At 70.9% G+C, this 5,955-nt stretch carries 3 protein-coding genes; all 3 read right to left on the reverse strand.

From position 1 onward, the window contains the following. The coding region (locus AC1DOC_RS18740; protein WP_478130257.1) for a condensation domain-containing protein at nucleotides 1-345 on the reverse strand (345 nt) is incomplete at its 3' end. Beyond that, nucleotides 345-3,677 (reverse strand): amino acid adenylation domain-containing protein, encoded by a 3,333-nt coding sequence (locus AC1DOC_RS18745; RefSeq protein ID WP_478083950.1) that lies wholly within the window; start codon nucleotides 3,675-3,677, stop codon nucleotides 345-347. The genes AC1DOC_RS18745 and AC1DOC_RS18740, both read right to left, overlap by 1 nt. Next, the coding region (locus AC1DOC_RS18750) for a KR domain-containing protein (RefSeq protein ID WP_478130258.1) at nucleotides 3,674-5,955 on the reverse strand (2,282 nt) is incomplete at its 5' end. The genes AC1DOC_RS18745 and AC1DOC_RS18750, both read right to left, overlap by 4 nt.

Below are 5,955 nucleotides of genomic sequence, written 5' to 3' on the forward strand. Positions count from 1 at the left end.
CCCTTCGGCATCGGCCTGGAACACCGTGCGCAGCGACTCATGGCGTTCGAGCAGGGCGTCGAAGCTGGCCTGCAGCGCTTCGCGGTCGAGCAGGCCCCCGAGCTTCAGCCCGCCCGAGATGTGGTAGGCCGAACTGCCGGGCTCCAGCTGCCACAGGAACCATTGGCGCAGCTGCGCATACGAGGCGGGGCACCGCGCCTGCGCCGCCGTATCGCGCGCAAGGATCGGGAACTGCCCGATGGCCAGGCCCTCCGCGCGGATCTTCTGGTAGACCGCGCGGCGCTGCGCCGGATCGAGGCCCGAGAAGCGCTTGCCGATGTGAAGGTGGGTTGCCGTGATTTCCATCAAGCGATCTCCAGACTGTCGATGAAGGAATCAATGTCCGAAAGGGATTGGGCGACGGGCTTTCTGGCCGCCGCCGCGGCAACGAGGCCCGCCATGGCGGCGAGCACCGGGTGCTGGAAGACGTCCTTCACCGAGAGCTCCGCGTGCATCGCGCCCTGCACGCGGGCCACCACCTGCACCGACATCAGCGAATGGCCGCCGAGCTCGAAGAAGTTGTCGTGGCGGCCGACGCGCGCCACGCCGAGCACTTCGGCCCAGATCGCGGCGAGCGCTTCTTCCACCTTGCCCTGCGGTGCTTCGTAGACGCGCGCGCTCGCCAGCCCGGGCGGCGGCAGCGCCTTGCGGTCCACCTTGCCGTTCGGGTTGAGCGGCAAGCTGTCCAGCGCGACGACGAGCGCCGGCACCATGTAGTCCGGCAGCACGCGGCCGAGGCGTTCGCGCAGCTGCGCGGCATCGACGGCCTGTCCCGCCTGCGGCGAGACATATGCCACGAGCTGCGCGCCAGCCGTTCCCTGGCTGGCAACGACGACGGCCTCGCGCACTTCGCGCTGCGCGAGCAGTTGGGCCTCGATCTCGCCGAGTTCGATACGAAAACCGCGGATCTTCACCTGGTGGTCGATGCGCCCCAGGTAGTCGAGCTGCCCTTCGCTGTTCCATCGCACGAGGTCGCCCGTGCGGTAGAGGCGCGCGCCCTCGGCCACGCCGAAAGGGTTGGCCACGAAGCGCTCGGCGGTGAGCCCCGCGCGCTCCACATAGCCGCGTGCAAGCCCGATGCCGCCGAGGTAAAGCTCGCCCGCCACACCGGGCGCGACAAGGTTCAGGTCGGCATCGAGCACGAAGGCCTGCATGCCGGCAATCGGCCGGCCGATCGGCACCTGGCTGCGGCCGTCGCTGCGGCAGGTCCAGTGCGTGACGTCGATGGCCGCCTCGGTGGGGCCGTAGAGGTTGTGCAGCGCCGCTTGCGGCAGCCGCTGGAAGACACCCAGCTGCGCCTCGGCGGGCAATGCCTCGCCGCTGCAGACGATCTGCCGCAGGCTGGTGCAGGCCTCGATGCCCTCGTGCGCCAGGAAGGCCTGCAGCATCGAGGGCACGAAGTGCAGCGTGCTCACGCCGTGGCGCTGAATCAATTGTGCGAGGCGTGCGGGCTCGCGGTGGTCGCCCGGTGCCGCCACGGCCAGCCGCGCACCGGCCATGAGCGGCCAGAAAAATTCCCACACCGACACGTCGAAGCTGAACGGCGTTTTCTGCAGCACGGTGTCCGCGCCATCGATGGGGTAGGCCGCCTGCATCCAGGCCAGCCGGTTGTGCAATGCGGCGTGCCGGTTGGCCGCGCCCTTGGGGCGGCCGGTCGAGCCCGAGGTGTAGATCACGTAGGCGAGGTTTTCGCCGCTGAGTGCGACTGCCGGGTCGGCCTGCGCCATGCCACCGAGGTCCAGCGTGTCGAGCGCGAACGCCGCGACGCCGGGCGGCAGTGCAAGGCGATCGGCCAGGCTGCTGTGCTTGAGCACGAGGCCGAGCTGGCTGTCTTCGACCATGTAGGCGATGCGCTCGGCCGGATGCTCGGGGTCCAGCGGCACGTAGGCGCCGCCGGCCTTCAGGACCGCGAGCAGGCCGGTCACCAGCTCCAGGCTGCGCTCCAGCGCAACGCCCACCTTGACCTCGGGGCCCACGCCCTCGGCGATCAACCGGTGCGCGAGCCGGTTGGCGCGGCGGTTGAGTTCGCCGTAGCTGAGCGACACCTCGCCGAACAGCACCGCGACCGCATCCGGATGCCGTGCCGCCTGCTGTTCGATGAGGCGGTGCACCGGCATGGCGTCGCCGTGGCTTTCGGTGTTGATGCTCCACCGGGCAAGCTGCGCTTTTTCTTCGGAGCCCAGCAGGTCGAGTTCATTCAGCGTCGATGCGGGCCTCGCGGCCAATGCTTCGAGCACGCGGCCGTAGTGGCCTGCAAGCCGCTCGACGGTCTGCGGCTCGAACAGCTCGGCCGCATAGCGGAAGTTGGCCTGGATGCTGCCGTCCGCACGCTCGATGGTTTCCAGCGTGAGCTCGAACGGTGCGGCGCGCTGGGCGAGGTCGATCCGGCGCACGCGCAGTCCGGGCCAGCCCTGCAACGGCCGGTCGCCCTGGCCAAGATGGTTGAACATCACCTGGAACAGCGGCGAGCCCGCATGCCCGCGCTCGGGCCGCAGGGCCTGCACCAGCCGCTCGAACGGCAGGTCCTGGTGCGCCTGCCCCTCTAGCGACACGCCCTGCACCTGCAGCTGCAGGTCGGCCAGGCGCATCTGCCCGTGCATGCGCGCATCGAGCACCACGGTGTTGATGAAGGCGCCGATGACGCCCGAGGTCTCCGGCCGGCCGCGCCCCGCCACCGGCACGCCGACGCGGATCGCCTGCTGCCCGGTGTGGCGGAACAGCAGGGCATGGAACGCAGTGAGCAAGGCCATGAACAGCGTGCCGCCCTGCTCGCGGGATTGGCGCTTCAGCGCCTCCACGAGCTTGGCGGGTACGTCCAGCGTCTGCTGCGCCGCGCTGTAGTCCGCCTCGGCGGAGCGCGGCCGGTCGGTGGCGAGCGCGAGCACCGGGTGGCTGTCGCCGAGCCGGCCGCGCCAGTAGGCGAGCTGGCGCTCGCCTTCGCCGTCGTCCAGCCACTTGCGCTGCCAGCGGGCGAAGTCGACATAGCGGATCTCCGGCTGCGGCAGCGATGCCGGCAAGCCTTGAACGCGCATCGCATAAAGCTGCGCCAGCTCGTCGAGCATCAGCTCGACCGACCAGGCGTCGGAAATGATGTGATGCATCATCAAGAGCAACTGGTGCTCGCCGTCCGCCATCTTCAACAGCGTGCCGCGCAGCAAGGGGCCTGCCCTCAGGTCGAAGGGTGTGCGGCAGACCTCGGACACCACCTCGGCATGGCGCGATTCACGCGCCGCTGCGTCGAGCGCGGCCAGGTCGATGAAGGGAATCCCGATCTCGGCCGCCGCCTGGACGCATTGCTCGGGCAACCCACCCTCCCCCGGCCGGAAGACGGTGCGCAGCGCCTCGTGCCGTGCCACGAGCGCCTGCACGGCCTCGCGCAAGGCAGTGATGTCGAGCGGCCCCGAGAAGCCGAGCCCGCCGCCGACGTGATAGGCGGTGTTGCCCGGGTTCAACTGCCACAGGAACCACTGCCCTTGCTGCGCGAAGGACACGGGCGCGGCACCCTCGTCCTGGCCGCGCACGATCGCCGCGCGCGCCGGCGCCGGCGCCGCGTCGCGCTTCAGGCGCTGCTGCAGCAGGCTCAGTTGCGCGGGCGTCAGCCTGGCGCGTCGTTCGGAAAGGTTCGGTATCTCGCTCATGGTGCGCTGTCTTCGGTGGTTTCTGCGGTTTCGGCTTCGCGTTCGATGTCCTCGATCAGGCGCAGCTCGACCAGGGTCGCCAGCTCGGCGATGGTCGGCGCCTTGAAGAATGCGGCGGGCTGCAGTTCCACCCCGTAGGCCTTGCGCACGCGGGCCAGCAGGCGGATGGCGAGCAGCGAATCGCCGCCCAGCTCGAACAGGTTGTCGTGCACGCCCACGGGCACGATGCCCAGCGCATCGCTCCAGAAGCCGGCAAGCGCTTCTTCCAGCTCGCCTTCAGGGGCGGCATACGGCGTCTGCAGCACGGGGCGCGAATGGCCGGTGCGCACCTCGGCCGCAGGCGCGCCGTCGAGTGAATCGAACAGGTCGTCGAGCGGCTTGAGGCGCGGCGCCAGCGGCGAGACGGACACGATGGTCTGCGGCAGGTCGGGGCCGTTGGCAATGCGTTCGAAGGCGAGCACGCCGGTGCGTTCGTCCAGGCCCACGCCCTCGGGCAGGTCCATGTCGAGCGCCACGCCGACGTCGCGCCACGCATCCCAGTTGACCGAGAACAGCGGCAACGGCGAGCTGCGGCGGCTGGCCGTGGCCAGTGCGTCCAGGTAGGCATTGGCGGCGGCGTAGTCGCTGCGGCCGAGGCCGCCGATCAGCACCGAGATCGACGAGCAGAACAGCACGAAGTCCAGCGGCTCGGTGCGCAGCGCATCGAGCAGCGCGAGCGTGCCCGCGATCTTGGGCGCGAAGGCCGCTTCGACCCGTGCCGGCGTGCGCTGGGCAATCATGCCGCGGTCGGGGTGCACGACGGCATGCACCACGCCGTGGACCGCACCGAAGCGCGCATGCACGGCGGCGAGGGCCGCGCGCAGCTGCGCGGCATCGTTGACGTCGGCCGCCACCGGCAGCACCTCGGCGCCGTCCGCTTCGAGATCGATCAGCTGCTGCAGCTTGCGCCGCAGCACCACGGGCTGGCCGGCGTCCGCAACGAGGCGCTCCCAATCGCTGCGCCCAGGCAGGAGCGTGCGGCCGAGCAGCACGAGCTTCGCTTTCCAGGTGCGGCTCAGGTAGCGCGCCATCGCCAAGCCGACGCCGCCCATGCCACCGGTGATGAGGTAGACGCCGCCTTCGCGCAGGCGCTGCCTTGCGGCGGGCGCGGGCACATCGGACAGCGGCGCATAGCGCTTCCGCCAGCGATGCGGCCCGCGGTAGGCCACCAGGAATTCGTCCGGTGGCGCTGCCGCCTCGTCGGCCACGCGGCGCGCAAGCTCGGCCTCGGCTGCACTCTCGGGCGCGGGCCCCGCGCGCAGGGCGTACTGGCCCGGCGCGATGCGGGCAAAGCGCGGTCCGCGCAAGGCCAGCACCACCTTTTCGCCGCGCTCGCGCAGGGTGCGCGCGAGCCGGTCGGTGAAGCTGTTCGCATCGCCGAGCACCAGCGCGCAACCTGCGCGCTCGCCCTGCTTTTCAGCGGGCGAAAGCGGCGCGCTGCGTTCCCAGAGGGGCGCGTAGAAGAGGTTCGGCGCCGTGCTCTTCGCAGGCTGCGCAGCCTCGCCCGCCTCGATCCAGAAGCGCTTGCGCTGGAAGGCATAGGTGGGCAGCGGCACGCGGCGCCGGCTTGCGCCTTCCGCGCGGCAGGCCACCCAGTCGATGTCGACGCCCGCGGTCCACAGTCCCGCCACGGCAACGGCCAGCTGCTGGGCGTTGCGCGCCGTTTGCTGCGGGTGCACCTGGCTCGCCCAGATGCCCGCGGCCTCGCGGCTTTGCGGATGCTGGCGTGCGAGGCTCGCGAGCGTTTCGCCGGGGCCGACCTCGAGCAGCACACGGCCCGGCGCGGCGAAGATCTCGCGCAAGCCCTCGGCAAAGCGCACGGTGCCGCGCAGGTGGCGGCCCCAGTACGCGGGGCTGGTCGCCTCTGCTCCGGTGATCGGCCGGCCCGTCGCGTTCGACAGGAAGGGAATGCGCGGCGCATGGCGCGGCAGCGAGGCGATCAGCTGCTCCAGCTCGGCCACGATGGGATCGACCAGGCTCGAATGCGAGGCGATGGCCACATGCAGGCGGCGCGGCAGTTGCTGGCGCGCACGCAGCGCTTCTTCGGCGCGCTCGATGGCGTCCAACGGGCCGGCCAGCACGCAGAGCTGTTCGCCGTTCACCGCGGCCAGGTCGCAGCCGTCGCGAAGGAATTGGGCCAGCGCCGATTCAGGCAGCGACACCGCCGTCATCGCGCCCGCCGCGAGCGTCTGCATCAGGCGGCCGCGCGCGGCGACGATGCGCAGCGCGTCTTCGAGCG

This window comes from Variovorax sp. 01T439_2 (assembly GCF_056398445.1).

Excerpts from the sequence above, each read along its gene's own strand:
- AC1DOC_RS18745 (WP_478083950.1), bottom strand. The coding sequence starts at position 3,677 with ATGAGCGAGATACCGAACCTTTCCGAACGACGCGCCAGGCTGACGCCC.